A 13,366-nucleotide genomic window follows, 5' to 3' on the forward strand; every position below is an offset into this window, starting at 1 on the left:
GGGCGGTTCGGGTATGTCTGGACCCATGACGGGACATCCGGTTCCGAGCGAGCACGAGACCGTCGGCGCCTACGCCCTCGGGATTCTCGACGACGCCGAGGCAACCGCTTTCGAAGCCCACCTCGCGACCTGCGAGTGGTGCGCCCAGCAGCTGGACGAGCTCGCCGGGATGGAGCCGATGCTGGCCGCGCTCGCGGACCTGCCCGGTTCCGGCTCACCCGCCATCGGCGAGTCCCTCTCGGCGAAGCCCAGCCCGCGGCTGGTGAACAAGCTCGTCGACGAGGTCGCCGAGCGCCGCGCCCAGAAGCGCCGGCGCAGCTTCTACATGGTGGCCGCGGCGGCCGCGCTGATCGTCGGCGGTCCGTTCGCCGCGATCGCGACGACCGGTGACGACAGCGGGGGCGGCCGGACGAACCAGGCGACCACGCTGACCAACTCCGCCAAGGACCTGTTCACCAGCATGAAGACCAAGGTCTCGGGGACCGACTCGACGACCGGGGTCACCGCCACCGTCGGCATGGAAGAGAAGCTCTGGGGCATCGAAACGGGCCTTGAGCTCAAGGGGGTCAAGGGTCCGCTCAAGTGCTCCCTGATCTTCGTCAGCAAGGACGGCGAGCGTGAGACGGCCGCCTCCTGGTCCGTCGGCAAGTGGGGCTACGGCATTCCGGACGCCAAGACCGAGCAGGCCCGGAACCCGCTCTACATCACCGGCGGTGTGTCCATGTCCATGGACGAGGTCGACCACGTCGAGGTCATGGACTTCGACGGAAACAAGCTCGCCGAGGTCGACGTATAGCGAGCCGTAGCTTTTCCGGGTCCCCTTCGCGTACGGTTGACGGCTGCCCAGCACGTCAGAAGGGGGCCCGGTGGCCGCTCAGGCTCAACAGGAAACCGCGCTCGAAGACTCTCTGAGAGACCGAGAGATCAGCGTCGAACAGGAACACCTGGACCGGGTGTACAGGCGCCTCGAGGAGAAGATCCACGAGGCCGAGTTCCTGATGAACGACGCGGCCAAGCGCGGCCAGGTCGGCACGCCCGGCGCGCTCGCCGAGCGGGACGCACAGGTCTTCCGGGCGGGCGTCCACCTCAACCGGCTCAACAACGAGTTCGAGGACTTCCTCTTCGGCCGTATCGACCTGCTGCTCGGCAAGGACGGCAAGAAGGGGCCGGACGGCGCCTACACCGCGGTCGAACCCGCCGAGGGCGCGGTGCGCGACGACAACACCGCCGACATCGCCGAGACCCTGCACATCGGCCGCATCGGTGTGCTCGACCAGGACTACGCCCCGCTCGTCATCGACTGGCGGGCCCCGGCCGCGGCGCCCTTCTACCGCTCCACCCCGGTCGATCCGGGGCGGGTCGTACGGCGCCGGGTCATCCGCTCCAAGGGCCGCAAGGTGCTCGGCGTCGAGGACGACCTGATGCGCCCCGAGCTCAAGGCCTTCCTCGACGGCGACGAGCTGCCCGTCATCGGCGACGGCGCCCTCATGGCCGCCCTCGGCCAGGCCCGCACCCACACCATGCGGGACATCGTCGCGTCCATCCAGGCCGAGCAGGACCTGGTCATCCGCGCCCCCGCCGCCTCGGTGACCTACGTCGAGGGCGGCCCCGGCACCGGCAAGACCGCCGTCGCCCTGCACCGCGCCGCCTACCTCCTCTACCAGGACCGGCGCCGCTACGCGGGCGGCATCCTGATCGTCTCGCCGACCCCGCTGCTGGTGGCGTACACCGAGGGCGTGCTCCCGTCGCTGGGCGAGGAGGGCCAGGTCGCCATCCGTGCGATCGGCTCGCTCGTCGACGGCGCCGAGGCCACGCTGTACGACTCCCCGGCCACGGCCCGCGCCAAGGGCTCGTACCGCATGCTCAAGGTGCTGCGGAAGGCGGCGCGGGGCGCGCTGGAGCTGGGGCCGGGCGACGGAGCCGCTGCTGGGCGGCCGGTCTCCGGTGACACGGGGCAGCTCGCCTTCGGCGGCGACGACGCCGACGCGCCCGCCCGGACCCCCGCCGGACCTCCCACCCGTCTGCGCGTGGTCGCCTTCGGCCGCCGGCTCGAACTGGAGGCCGGTGAGCTGGAGCGGATCCGCCGCACCGCCCTCAGCGGCACCGCCCCCGTGAACCTGCTGCGCCCGCGCGCCCGCAAGCTGCTGCTCGACGCCCTGTGGGCGAAGTCGGGCGGCGCCTCCCGGCACACCGACCCGGAACTCGCCGCCGAGCTGCGCTCCTCCTTCGACGAGGACGTCACCTCGGAGGACAGCTTCATCGCCTTCCTCGACGCCTGGTGGCCGGAGCTGACCCCGAAGGCCGTTCTGGCGGCGATGGCCGACGAGCGCCGCCTCGGCCGCTGGGCCCGCCGGATCCTCAACCCCGGCGAGATCCGCAAGGTGGCCCGCTCCCTCAAGCGGGACGGCCTCTCCGTGCACGACATCGCCATGCTCGACGAGCTCCAGGCGATCCTCGGCGTCCCGGCCCGCCCGAAGAAGAAGCGCGAACTGGACCCGCTCGACCAGCTCACCGGCCTGGAGGAGCTGATGCCGGTGCGCGAGGAGTCGCAGCGCGAGCGCGCCGAGCGGCTGGCGGCCGAGCGTGTCGAGTACGCCCACGTCATCGTCGACGAGGCCCAGGACCTCACGCCGATGCAGTGGCGGATGGTCGGCCGCCGGGGTCGCCACGCGACCTGGACGATCGTCGGCGACCCGGCCCAGTCGTCCTGGTCCGACGTGGACGAGGCGGCCGAGGCGCGCGACGAGGCCCTCGGCACCCGCCCGCGCCGCCGCTTCCAGCTCACCGTGAACTACCGCAACCCGGCCGAGATCGCCGAGCTCGCGGCGAAGGTGCTGGCCCTCGCCATGCCGGGATCCACGGCCCCGTCGGCGGTCCGCTCCACCGGCGTACAGCCCCGCTTCGGTGTCGTACGGGACTCCCTGGCACAGACCGTCCGCGAGGAGGCAGCCCGGCTGCTCGACCAGGTCGACGGGACGGTCGGCGTCGTCGTCGCCATGCAGCGGCGCGAGGAGGCGGCCAAGTGGCTCGCCGGACTCGGCGACCGGGTCGTGGCGCTCGGCAGCCTGGAGGCGAAGGGCCTGGAGTACGACGCGACGGTCGTCGTCTCCCCGGCGGAGATCGCGGACGAGTCGCCGGCCGGACTGCGGGTGCTGTACGTCGCCCTGACCCGGGCCACCCAGCAGCTGACGGTGGTCTCGACGGAGCGCGACGAGCCGGACGCGACCGGGGTGCCGGACCTGCTGAGGGACTGACCGGGGCCGAACGGGGGCACTGTGGACGGCCCGGAAACGAACTCGCGGTACGGGAATGGCCCTACGGGATCTGTTTGTTAGCCTGGGTGTGACACCGGCTCGATCCAAGCCCCCGGGCCCAACCTTCGTCGCTACGAGCGACCACTTGCCGCGAGGCGAGCATGGCGGGTCGGTGTCATGAACGTAAGAGAGGCCCACGTCACGATGTGACGTGGGCCTCTCTTCTTGCACAGACGTGGCGAACAATACGTTCGCAATTCAAGCCCGGCTAACTCCTACTCAGCGGTAGGTGCGACGATCGGACGGCATACCAGCGACACACGGTGAAAGCAGAGGAAGTCGGCCATGGCAACGGCGCCCAGCGTCTCCTACTCGATGACGGTCCGGCTGGAGGTGCCCGCGAGCGGAACCGCGGTCTCCCAGCTCACCACGGCCGTCGAGTCCCACGGAGGCTCGGTCACCGGCCTCGACGTCACCGCATCCGGGCACGAGAAGCTCCGGATCGACGTCACCATCGCCGCCACCTCCACCGCGCACGCCGACGAGATCGTCGAGCAGCTGCGCACCATCGAGGGCGTCACGCTCGGCAAGGTCTCCGACCGTACGTTCCTCATGCACCTCGGCGGCAAGATCGAGATGGCGTCGAAGCACCCCATCCGCAACCGTGACGACCTGTCCATGGTCTACACGCCGGGTGTGGCCCGCGTCTGCATGGCGATCGCCGAGAACCCCGAGGACGCGCGGCGTCTGACGATCAAGCGGAACTCCGTTGCGGTTGTGACGGACGGTTCGGCCGTGCTGGGCCTCGGCAACATCGGCCCGAAGGCCGCCCTTCCCGTCATGGAGGGCAAGGCGGCCCTCTTCAAGCGGTTCGCCGGCATCGACGCCTGGCCGATCTGCCTCGACACCCAGGACACCGACGCGATCGTCGAGATCGTCAAGGCGATCGCCCCCGGGTTCGCCGGCATCAACCTCGAGGACATCTCCGCCCCCCGCTGCTTCGAGATCGAGGCACGCCTGCGCGAGGCCCTCGACATCCCCGTCTTCCACGACGACCAGCACGGCACGGCGATCGTCGTCCTCGCCGCCCTGACCAACGCACTTCGCGTCGCGAGCAAGGCGATCGAGAACATCCGCGTCGTCATGTCCGGCGCCGGCGCGGCCGGTACGGCCATCCTCAAGCTGCTGCTCGCGGCGGGCGTGAAGAACGCCGTAGTCGCCGACATCCACGGTGTCGTGCACGCCGGCCGTGAGGACCTGCGGGAGGCCCCCGCCGACTCGCCGCTGCGCTGGATCGCCGACAACACCAACCCCGAGGGCCTGACCGGCACGCTGAAGGAGGCCGTGCGCGGCGCCGACGTCTTCATCGGCGTCTCGGCCCCGAACGTGCTCGACGGCGACGACGTGGCCGCCATGGCCGACGACGCGATCGTGTTCGCGCTCGCGAACCCGGACCCCGAGGTCGACCCGGCAATCGCCCGTCAGACGGCGGCAGTTGTGGCCACGGGCCGCTCCGACTTCCCGAACCAGATCAACAACGTGCTGGTCTTCCCGGGCGTCTTCCGCGGTCTGCTGGACGCGCAGTCCCGCACGGTCAACACCGACATGATGCTCGCGGCCGCGAAGGCGCTGGCGGACGTGGTGACCGAGGACGAGCTGAACGCGAACTACATCATCCCGAGCGTGTTCAACGACAAGGTCGCGGGCGCGGTCGCGGGTGCGGTGCGGGAGGCGGCGAAGGCGGCGTCCGCGGTGACGACGGCCGAGTAATCACCTGGAATCGGTGCCTCACAGCCCCGAGATGTGTGTGTGGGCTGTGAGGATCGCCACGGCAAGCCCTTGTAACGGCGCGTCGTGGAACCAAGGGCCTGTGACCGCCGTTTATGGTGACGGCCAAGTTCAGGCCCTCTCTTCGTGTGACTCCCAAGGGTGTTCTCACGACTCCTCCGGGTGCCGGATTGGCTTTCCCGCCGCAGGTAGGGGCAGGATGCGTCTCTGGGCGCGAGGGTCTGACGACGGACCCGGGTCCCGGGTCTCACCGAGGACCCTGGCAGCATCGACATCGCTGTGCCCGACATGCGGCTCCGCCGCGTGGCACGCCTCAAGGCAAATGAACACGGGAGTAACAACATGAACCGCAGTGAGCTGGTGGCCGCGCTGGCCGACCGCGCCGAGGTGACCCGCAAGGACGCCGACGCTGTGCTGGCCGCTTTCGCCGAGGTCGTCGGCGACATCGTCTCCAAGGGCGACGAGAAGGTCACGATCCCCGGCTTCCTGACCTTCGAGCGCACCCACCGTGCCGCTCGCACCGCGCGCAACCCGCAGACCGGCGACCCGATCCAGATCCCGGCCGGCTACAGCGTGAAGGTCTCCGCGGGCTCCAAGCTCAAGGAAGCCGCGAAGGGCAAGTAAGCGCTCCGCTTTGAGCGCCGGGGACTGAGCGCCGTCGGTGTCTGAGCGCCGTTCGTGTCCGCCGGTCCGTTGTGGCTGGTCGCGCACAGTTCCCCGCGCCCCTTTGGGGCGCTGCACCAACGCCGCTGGGGCGGCCACCCGAACTCGGGTGGCCGCCCCAGCGGCGTTTCGGCAACGTCAGCCGAGTGCCTTCCCGGGCAACTCCACCTTCGCGCCCAGCTCGACGAGCTTCTCCATGCTGTGTCTATCCGGGGGATAACCCCCGGACCCCCAGCCGGAGGGCGTTGTCGCTGGCCCGGGCCGGGAGCCTGGCGTCAGCCGAGTGCCTTTCCGGGCAACTCCACCTTCGCGCCCAGCTCCACGAGCTTCTCCATGAAGTTCTCGTAGCCGCGGTTGATCAGGTCGATGCCGTGGACCCGGGACGTGCCCTGGGCCGCCAGGGCCGCGATGAGGTACGAGAAGCCGCCGCGCAGGTCGGGGATGACGAGGTCGGCGCCCTGGAGCTTCGTGGGGCCCGAGACGACCGCGGAGTGCAGGAAGTTGCGCTGACCGAAGCGGCAGTCGGAGCTGCCGAGGCACTCGCGGTAGAGCTGGATGTGGGCGCCCATCTGGTTCAGCGCGGAGGTGAAGCCGAGGCGGGACTCGTAGACCGTCTCGTGGATGATGGAGAGGCCCGTCGCCTGCGTCAGGGCCACCACCAGCGGCTGCTGCCAGTCGGTCTGGAAGCCGGGGTGCACGTCCGTCTCGAGCGCGATGGACTTCAACTGGCCACCGGGGTGCCAGAAACGGATGCCCTCGTCGTCGATCTGGAAGGCACCGCCCACCTTCCGGTAGGTGTTGAGGAACGTCATCATCGAGCGCTGCTGGGCGCCACGGACGTAGATGTTGCCCTCGGTCGCGAGCGCCGCGGACGCCCAGGAGGCGGCCTCCAGGCGGTCCGGAAGCGCGCGGTGGGTGTAACCGCCGAGCTTGTCCACACCGGTGATGCGGATCGTGCGGTCGGTGTCCATCGCGATGATGGCGCCCATCTTCTGCAGGACGCAGATCAGGTCCTCGATCTCCGGCTCCACGGCCGCGTTCGAGAGCTCGGTGACACCTTCGGCGAGGACGGCCGTCAGCAGCACCTGCTCGGTCGCGCCCACGGACGGGTACGGCAGCCGGATCTTCGTGCCGCGCAGCCGCTGCGGGGCCTCCAGGTACTGCCCGTCGGCCCGCTTCTCGATCGTCGCGCCGAACTGGCGCAGCACCTCGAAGTGGAAGTCGATGGGCCGGCCGCCGATGTCGCAGCCGCCGAGGCCGGGGATGAACGCGTGCCCGAGGCGGTGCAGCAGCGGACCGCACAGGAGGATCGGGATACGGCTGGAACCCGCGTGGGCATCGATGTCAGCGACGTTCGCGCTCTCCACATGCGAGGGGTCCATCACCAACTCCCCAGGTTCCTCACCCGGGCGGACCGTCACCCCGTGCAGCTGCAGCAGACCGCGTACGACACGCACGTCACGGATGTCCGGCACGTTGCGCAGTCGACTTGGCTCGCCGCCCAGCAGAGCGGCGACCATTGCCTTCGGTACGAGGTTCTTCGCACCGCGGACACGGATCTCGCCCTCCAGCGGGGTTCCGCCGTGGACAAGCAGGACATCGTCGTTGACGGTCATGTATCTCGCGTTCCGATGAGTTGGGCAGGGGCCAGGAGGGAAAGGGTAATCGCCGCCGACCCCCCTTCTGTAAGCCCGAGTACGGCTCAGGAACGTCATAGCTCTGTCACAACACGAACGGTTCTCCGCCGGGCACGAACGGTCACCACGGCGCCAGTGCGCCGGGGGCGCTCCTTTCTGCCCTGAGCTGCATTCACTCCCGAACCCGCATTGCCTCCCCACACGAAGGGAAGATGCGGGATCATGTCTGGCATGACCGAGGTGTCCTCGCTCACAGGGCGGCTGCTCGTGGCAACGCCCGCCCTGGCGGACCCGAACTTCGACCGCGCGGTGGTGCTCCTTCTCGACCACGACGAGGAGGGCTCCCTCGGTGTCGTCCTCAACCGTCCGACCCCCGTGGAGGTGGGCGACATCCTGGAGGGCTGGGCGGATCTCGCCGGTGAGCCCGGCGTCGTCTTCCAGGGCGGCCCGGTGTCCCTCGACTCGGCGCTCGGCGTCGCCGTCATCCCCGGCGACGCGAACGGCGAGAGCGCCCCGCTGGGCTGGCGCCGGGTGCACGGCGCGATCGGGCTCGTGGACCTGGAGGCGCCGCCGGAGCTGCTCGCCTCGGCCGTCGGCAGTCTGAGAATCTTCGCCGGGTACGCCGGCTGGGGCCCCGGCCAGCTGGAGGACGAGCTGGTGGAGGGCGCCTGGTACGTCGTCGAGTCGGAGCCGGGGGACGTCTCCTCGCCGTCCCCGGAACGCCTGTGGCGCGAGGTGCTGCGCCGCCAGCGCAACGAGCTCGCGATGGTGGCGACGTATCCGGACGACCCGTCGCTCAACTGAAACATGTGAGCTTCAGTACTCTTGGCGTTATGAGCACTCTCGAGCCCGAGCGCGGGACTGGTACGGGGACCCTCGTAGAGCCGACGCCACAGGTGTCCCACGGCGACGGCGACCACGAGCGCTTCGCCCACTACGTCCAGAAGGACAAGATCATGGCGAGCGCCCTCGACGGCACCCCCGTCGTGGCGCTCTGCGGCAAGGTCTGGGTGCCTGGTCGCGACCCGAAGAAGTACCCCGTGTGTCCCATGTGCAAGGAGATCTACGAGTCCATGGGCGCGGGCGGTGACGACAAGGGCAAGGGCGGCGACAAGAAGTAGTCCTGCCTTCGGTCTGAGCTTCTCACCGAGGCCCCCTGGGCGCGTTCCAGCGCGCCCCGGGGGCCTTTGTTGTGTCACGAAGTGGTTGAGACCTCTTGTCGGCATGTTCATGTAGTCCATAGCCTCCGTTGTGCACAGCGAAACAGTCATTGCATATTCTGCAACGCACTCTCGGAGGGCCCCTCCATGAAGCTGTCCCCGCGTCTCGCCGTCCTGCTCTCGGCCCTGGTCGTCACGGCCTGCGCCCCTCAGACGTCCACCAACTCCTCCTCCGACAAGGACGACAAGACCGGCACCCTGCGGGTCTGGCTCTTCCAGGAAGTCGGCAACAAGCCGAAGGAGAAGGCCGTCGACTCCGTCGTCGCCGCCTTCGAGAAGGAGCACGAGGGCACGAAGGTCGAAGTCGAGTACATCCCGATCGAGACCCGCGCCCAGCGCGTCAAGGCCGCCTTCAACGACCCCGAGTCCGCGCCCGACGTGATGGAGTACGGCAACACCGACACCGCCGGCTATGTGAAGGACGGCGGACTCCTCGACGTCACCGAGGAGTTCGGCGACTGGAGCGAGACGAAGGACACCGACCCCACGGCCAAGCAGTCCGTCACCGTGGACGGCAAGATCTACGGTGCGCCCTTCTACGTCGGCGTCCGCGCCCTGTACTACCGGACCGACGTCTTCGAGGAGCTCGGCCTCGAAGTCCCGAAGACCATGGACGAGTTGGCGACGACGGCCCGCGAGATCCGCGCCGCCAAGCCGGAGTTGTACGGGCTCGTGGTGGGCGGTGCCTACACGTACGGCGCGATGCCCTTCGTATGGGCCAACGGCGGTGAGATCGCCACGGGCAAGGGCGGCTCGTACGCCTCGGCGATCGACAGCGCGGCCGCCCAGAAGGGCATCAAGGCGTACACGTCCCTCTTCTCCGACGACAACTGTCCCGCCGCCAAGTGCGCGGGCATGGGCGGCAATGACACGGTGACCGCGTTCGCGGCCGGCAAGGCGGGCATGGCCATCGGCGGCGACTTCAGCCACACCGCGGTGGAGGCCGGGAAGGTGAAGGGCAAGTACGCGGTCGTCCCGCTGCCGGGGGTGAAGGCGGGGTCCATCGCACCGGCGTTCGCCGGGGGCAACAACATCGGGGTGCTGAAGAGCACGTCGCACCGGACGCTGGCGGTCGAGTTGATGGAGCAGCTGGCCTCGAAGAAGACGCAGGCGTCGATGTTCGAGGCGATGGGGTTCCTGCCGACGTTCTCCGACGTCAGGCAGCAGGTTGCGGCTGAGGAGCCGTATGTGAAGCCCTTCGCGGAGACCCTCGCCGCGGGGACCAAGTTCGTCCCTGCCTCGCCCGCATGGGCGCAGATCGACTCGTCGCTGGTGCTGCCGACGATGTTCCAGGAGGTCATCAGCGGCAAGAAGGACGTGGCGGCGGCCTCCAAGGAGGCTGCGAAGAAGATGGACGACGCGTTCGGATCCATCGGGTGACCTCAGTGACCAACCGCACCACCTGGACCCCCTGGCTCTATCTCGCCCCCGCTCTCGTCGTTCTCGGCGGGCTGCTCGTCTACCCCGTCTATCAGCTCGGGCTGATCTCGTTCTTCGAGTACACCCAGGCTCAGGTCAGCGGCGGGGAACCGACGACGTTCCAGGGGTTCGGGAACTACTCGGAGCTGTTCTCGGACGCCCAGTTCTGGCAGGTACTGCTCGCCACCGTCGTCTTCGCGGCGGCCTGCGTCGTGTCCACCCTCGCCGTCGGCTGCGCTCTCGCCGTGCTGCTCACGCGCGTGCGTGCCGTGCCGCGGCTGGCGCTGATGCTGGCCGCGCTGGGGGCGTGGGCGACCCCCGCCATCACCGGGTCGACGGTGTGGCTGTTCCTGTTCGACCCGGACTTCGGGCCGGTGAACCGGGTGCTGGGCCTCGGCGACCACTCGTGGACGTACGGGCGGTTCAGCGCCTTCTTCCTCGTCCTGCTCGAAGTGGTGTGGTGCTCCTTTCCGTTCGTCATGGTGACGGTCTACGCCGGCATCCGCGCCGTGCCGGCCGAGGTGCTGGAGGCCGCCGCGCTGGACGGTGCCTCGCAGTGGCGGATCTGGCGGTCGGTGCTGGCGCCGATGCTGCGGCCGATCCTGGTGGTCGTCACCATCCAGTCGGTGATCTGGGACTTCAAGGTCTTCACACAGATCTACGTCATGACGAACGGCGGCGGCATCGCGGGACAGAACCTCGTGCTGAACGTGTACGCCTACCAGAAGGCCTTCGCGTCCTCCCAGTACAGCCTCGGCTCGGCGATCGGCGTGGTGATGCTGCTGATCCTGCTGGCCGTGACGCTCGTGTACCTGCGGCTGTTGCGCAGGCAGGGGGAGGAGCTGTGAGGTCCGTGAGTTCCGTGACGTTCGTACGGCGGCCCTGGCGGCTGCTCGCGGAGGCGTCCGCGTTGCTGATCGCCGTCGTGGTCGCGTTTCCGCTGTACTGGATGGTGCTCAGCGCCTTCAAACCGGCCGGGGAGATCGAGTCGAGCGAGCCGCGGCCGTGGACTCTGGCGCCTTCCCTGGATTCCTTCCGGCGGGTCTTCGAGCAGAACGAATTCGGCCGTTACTTCCTCAACAGCCTTGTCGTCGCGTGCACCGTCGTGATCGCCTCGGCGTTGATCGCGTTTCTCGCGGCGACCGCGGTGACACGCTTCCGCTTCCGCTTCCGGACCACGCTCCTGATCATGTTTCTGGTGGCCCAGATGGTGCCCGTGGAAGCCCTCACGATCCCCCTGTTCTTCCTCATGCGGGACTTCGGCCAACTGAACACGCTGGGCTCGCTGATCCTGCCGCACATCGCCTTCTCGCTGCCCTTCGCGATCTGGATGCTGCGGGGGTTTGTGAAGGCCGTTCCTCAGGCCCTGGAGGAGGCCGCGTACATCGACGGGGCGAGCCGGTCGCGATTCCTGTGGCAGATCCTTTTCCCGCTGGTCTTCCCGGGGCTCGTGGCCACCAGCGTTTTCTCCTTCATCTCCGCCTGGAACGACTTCCTGTTCGCCAAGTCCTTCATCATCAGCGACACCTCCCAGTCGACCCTCCCGATGGCCCTGCTCGTCTTCTACAAGCCGGACGAGCCGGACTGGGGCGGGGTGATGGCGGCGTCTACGGTGATGACGATTCCGGTGCTGATCTTCTTCGTACTCGTGCAGCGGCGCCTGGTGTCCGGGCTCGGCGGCGCGGTCAAGGACTGAAAGGTCTGATCATTCATGGATCTCATTCCGGCACCTGACCGGATGGAGCGGGCCGAGGGCTTCCTCGACCTCGGCGACGGCTTCGGGATCGAGGCCGGGCCGGGCACCGAGGACGCCGTGCGATGGCTGCGCACGACGCTCGGCGCGGCGACCGGGCTCGCGCTGCCGCCCAAGAAGGGGAGCGAGTACGACGTCCTCCATCTGTCCGTCCGGCCCGGACTCGACGCCGAGGCCTACCGCCTCGTCATCGCCCCCCATGGCGTCCACATCCAGGGCGGCTCGCCCGCCGGTGTCTTCTGGGGCGCCCAGACGCTGCGCCAGCTTCTCGGCCCCGACGCCTTCCGGCGCGCACCCCTTCCCGGCCGCACGTGGCGGCTGCCCCTGACGGAGATCCAGGACTCCCCGCGATTTGGCTGGCGCGGCCTCATGCTCGACGTGGCCCGGCACTTCATGCCCAAGGACGGAGTCCTGCGCTACCTCGACCTGATGGCCGCCCACAAACTCAACGTCTTCCACTTCCACCTGACGGACGACCAGGGCTGGCGCATCGAGATCGAGAAGTACCCCCGGCTCACCGAGGTCGGCTCCTGGAGGGCGCGTACGAAATTCGGCCATCGGGCCTCCCCGCTGTGGGACGAGAAGCCGCACGGTGGCTACTACACCCAGGACGACATCCGCGAGATCGTCGCGTACGCCGCCGAGCGGCATATCACCGTCGTCCCCGAAATCGACGTACCCGGCCACTCGCAGGCGGCCATCGCCGCGTACCCGGAACTCGGCAACACCGACGTCATCGATACCTCCGCCCTCTCCGTATGGGACACCTGGGGGATCAATCCGAACGTACTCGCCCCCACTGACAACACCCTGCGGTTCTACGAGGGCGTCTTCGAGGAAGTCCTGGAGCTGTTCCCCTCGGAGTTCATTCATGTCGGGGGTGACGAATGCCTCAAGGACCAGTGGCGGCAGTCACCCACCGCGCAACAGCGCATCAGGGAACTCGGGCTGAAGGACGAGGACGAGCTACAGGCGTGGTTCATCGGCCACTTCGACACCTGGCTCTCCGCGCGCGGGCGCCGGCTCATCGGCTGGGACGAGATCCTGGAGGGCGGGCTCGCGCCGGGCGCGACGGTGTCGTCCTGGCGTGGATACGCGGGGGGCATCGCGGCGGCCCGCGCGGGCCACGACGTCGTCATGTGCCCCGAGCAGCAGGTGTACCTGGACCACCGTCAGGACCCGGGCGCGGACGAGCCGGTCCCCATCGGCTACGTCCGCACCCTGGAGGACGTCTATCGGTTCGAGCCCGTTCCCACGGAGTTGACGCCGGACGAGGCCCGGCACGTGCTCGGCACCCAGGCCAACGTGTGGACCGAGGTGATGGAGGACCACGCGCGCGTGGACTACCAGACGTTCCCGCGCCTCGCCGCCTTCGCCGAGGTGGCCTGGAGCAGCCTGCCCGCCCCGGACCAACGGGACTTCGCCGGCTTCGAGCGGCGGATGGCCGCCCATTACGGGCGACTTGACGCCCTGGGAGTCGCATACCGCCCGCCGGCCGGACCGCGGCCCTGGCAGCGGCGCCCCGGTGTGCTCGGCTGCCCGATCCAGGGCCCGCCCCCGAACAGGTAATGGAAAAAAACCGGCAAGGTGTCACCGAAGAGTGTCAATCGGAACGCACAGGTGATGCCGTAC

The 13,366-nt window shown here is 68.9% G+C and carries 11 protein-coding genes; 10 read left to right on the forward strand and 1 reads right to left on the reverse strand.

The features are described 5' to 3' along the window. Positions 1-25: 25 nt before the first annotated feature. The 4 genes from IF78_RS0102440 to IF78_RS0102455 all read left to right on the forward strand — a co-directional run bounded on the left by IF78_RS0102440 (position 26) and on the right by IF78_RS0102455 (position 5,666). Complete coding sequence (locus IF78_RS0102440) at positions 26-796, forward strand: zf-HC2 domain-containing protein (RefSeq protein WP_031478274.1); 771 nt, start codon at positions 26-28, stop codon at positions 794-796. A gap of 70 nt (positions 797-866) precedes the next feature. Beyond that, positions 867-3,254 carry a HelD family protein gene (locus IF78_RS0102445; RefSeq protein ID WP_031478276.1) on the forward strand — a complete coding sequence of 796 codons (2,388 nt, stop codon included), beginning with the start codon at positions 867-869 and terminating at the stop codon, positions 3,252-3,254. A gap of 345 nt (positions 3,255-3,599) precedes the next feature. Then, complete coding sequence (locus tag IF78_RS0102450; RefSeq protein WP_031478279.1) at positions 3,600-5,024, forward strand: NAD-dependent malic enzyme; 1,425 nt, start codon at positions 3,600-3,602, stop codon at positions 5,022-5,024. A 360-nt stretch (positions 5,025-5,384) separates the two neighbouring features. Then, on the forward strand, positions 5,385-5,666 hold the full coding sequence (locus IF78_RS0102455) for an HU family DNA-binding protein (RefSeq protein ID WP_004000874.1): 282 nt from the start codon (positions 5,385-5,387) through the stop codon (positions 5,664-5,666). Positions 5,667-5,980: 314 nt separating this feature from the next. On the opposite strand, the gene murA is transcribed toward IF78_RS0102455, so the two are convergent. Further along, positions 5,981-7,321 (reverse strand): UDP-N-acetylglucosamine 1-carboxyvinyltransferase, encoded by a 1,341-nt coding sequence (murA, locus tag IF78_RS0102460; protein ID WP_031478280.1) that lies wholly within the window; start codon positions 7,319-7,321, stop codon positions 5,981-5,983. Positions 7,322-7,573: 252 nt separating this feature from the next. Between murA and IF78_RS0102465 the strand changes: the two genes are divergently transcribed. The 6 genes from IF78_RS0102465 (at position 7,574) to IF78_RS0102490 (ending at position 13,303) form a co-directional block, all read left to right on the forward strand. After that, the gene (locus tag IF78_RS0102465; protein ID WP_031478282.1) at positions 7,574-8,146 is read left to right on the forward strand and encodes a YqgE/AlgH family protein; all 573 of its coding nucleotides are present in this window, start codon (positions 7,574-7,576) and stop codon (positions 8,144-8,146) included. A 29-nt stretch (positions 8,147-8,175) separates the two neighbouring features. After that, positions 8,176-8,463, forward strand: a complete 288-nt coding sequence (locus IF78_RS0102470; RefSeq protein ID WP_031478284.1) for a DUF3039 domain-containing protein — start codon at positions 8,176-8,178, stop codon at positions 8,461-8,463. A gap of 186 nt (positions 8,464-8,649) precedes the next feature. Continuing rightward, complete coding sequence (locus IF78_RS0102475; RefSeq protein WP_031478285.1) at positions 8,650-9,942, forward strand: extracellular solute-binding protein; 1,293 nt, start codon at positions 8,650-8,652, stop codon at positions 9,940-9,942. Beyond that, entirely contained in the window at positions 9,939-10,829 is an 891-nt protein-coding gene (locus tag IF78_RS0102480; RefSeq protein WP_031478287.1) for a carbohydrate ABC transporter permease, read from the forward strand. The genes IF78_RS0102475 and IF78_RS0102480 overlap by 4 nt, the downstream gene beginning before the upstream one ends. Positions 10,830-10,843: 14 nt before the next feature. After that, complete coding sequence (locus tag IF78_RS0102485) at positions 10,844-11,677, forward strand: carbohydrate ABC transporter permease (protein ID WP_425314594.1); 834 nt, start codon at positions 10,844-10,846, stop codon at positions 11,675-11,677. A gap of 15 nt (positions 11,678-11,692) precedes the next feature. Then, the gene (locus IF78_RS0102490) at positions 11,693-13,303 is read left to right on the forward strand and encodes a beta-N-acetylhexosaminidase (RefSeq protein ID WP_031478290.1); all 1,611 of its coding nucleotides are present in this window, start codon (positions 11,693-11,695) and stop codon (positions 13,301-13,303) included. Positions 13,304-13,366 lie beyond the last annotated feature (63 nt).

It is taken from the genome of Streptomyces bicolor (assembly GCF_000719285.1).
Lineage (GTDB): Bacteria > Actinomycetota > Actinomycetes > Streptomycetales > Streptomycetaceae > Streptomyces > Streptomyces bicolor.

Coding starts and splice junctions, on each gene's coding strand:
- IF78_RS0102440 (WP_031478274.1), top strand. CDS start 26: ATGACGGGACATCCGGTTCCGAGCGAGCACGAGACCGTCGGCGCCTAC.
- IF78_RS0102450 (WP_031478279.1), top strand. CDS start 3,600: ATGGCAACGGCGCCCAGCGTCTCCTACTCGATGACGGTCCGGCTGGAG.
- IF78_RS0102455 (WP_004000874.1), top strand. CDS start 5,385: ATGAACCGCAGTGAGCTGGTGGCCGCGCTGGCCGACCGCGCCGAGGTG.
- murA (WP_031478280.1), bottom strand. CDS start 7,321: ATGACCGTCAACGACGATGTCCTGCTTGTCCACGGCGGAACCCCGCTG.
- IF78_RS0102465 (WP_031478282.1), top strand. CDS start 7,574: ATGACCGAGGTGTCCTCGCTCACAGGGCGGCTGCTCGTGGCAACGCCC.
- IF78_RS0102470 (WP_031478284.1), top strand. CDS start 8,176: ATGAGCACTCTCGAGCCCGAGCGCGGGACTGGTACGGGGACCCTCGTA.
- IF78_RS0102475 (WP_031478285.1), top strand. CDS start 8,650: ATGAAGCTGTCCCCGCGTCTCGCCGTCCTGCTCTCGGCCCTGGTCGTC.
- IF78_RS0102490 (WP_031478290.1), top strand. CDS start 11,693: ATGGATCTCATTCCGGCACCTGACCGGATGGAGCGGGCCGAGGGCTTC.